Source organism: Geobacillus sp. G4 (assembly GCF_040327975.1).
GTDB classification, from domain to species: Bacteria; Bacillota; Bacilli; order Bacillales; family Anoxybacillaceae; genus Geobacillus; species Geobacillus thermoleovorans.
In genome coordinates, this window is the sequence record NZ_JBEPJY010000057.1 from 1 (window position 1) to 849 (window position 849).

1 protein-coding gene is annotated in these 849 nt (G+C 52.3%); it reads left to right on the top strand.

The genetic code is table 11. The annotated features are described in order from the left end of the window. The coding region (locus ABS784_RS16860; protein WP_352513359.1) for an IS982-like element ISGsp1 family transposase at nucleotides 1-827 on the top strand (827 nt) is incomplete at its 5' end. Between the last annotated feature and the right edge of the window lie 22 nt (nucleotides 828-849).

Below are 849 nucleotides of genomic sequence, written 5' to 3' on the forward strand. Positions count from 1 at the left end.
ATGCCGCTATTTTCTGTTTTGTTTCTGCCCAACTGTCGTTGATTCAAATGTATCTTCATCGCCGCAACCGTCACTTGGTCAAGCAAGAAGACGAAGTGGTCATGGCGGTTCACCTTTTGGGGAAGCTGCTGGGCTTTTCTTCCGAACGAGCCTGGCATCGTTTTGTCACGGGAAATTTGTTCACAAACGGCTCGTTTCTTGAACGCTCCCGATACAACCGCCGCTGCCGGGCGCTTGGTTTCGCCATCAAATGGATCCGTCATGAGCTGGCGAAACGTGGCCAACACCATGCTTATGCGGTCGTCGACAGCTTGCCTCTTCCGTTGTGCCATCCCGCAAGAATGCAGCGCGTCAAGCGATTTCGAGGGATCGCGGATATGGGGTATTGTGCTTCCAAAAAGCAATGGTACTACGGTTTCAAGCTGCATCTTCAAGTGACCAATCAAGGGCTGGCCATGGGCTATGTCGTGACGGAAGCGTCCTGCCACGACGTCAAAGCCGCTGAAACGGTGATGACTCAAATCCCTCATCCCTACAACTTTGGGGACAAAGGGTACATCAGCCACGCTCTTCGAGAAAAGCTGTACGAAGAACACCAAGCCGCGTTCTGGACACCGTCTCGACACAATCAAAAGCACGGCCCATCCAAGGCATGGGAAGAATGGATCAGGAAAAAACGCAAAGTCATCGAGACGGTGTTTTCGATTCTCGTAGACCAATACCGGATCACCGACATTCGAGCGAATTCCATTGCCGGGTTTGAAGTGGCACTCGATGGCATCTTGTTGGCTTATTCCTTGGTCACACTAGGGCTGGTTGAGCGCTGACGCTCAACTAGCACCACGGGTT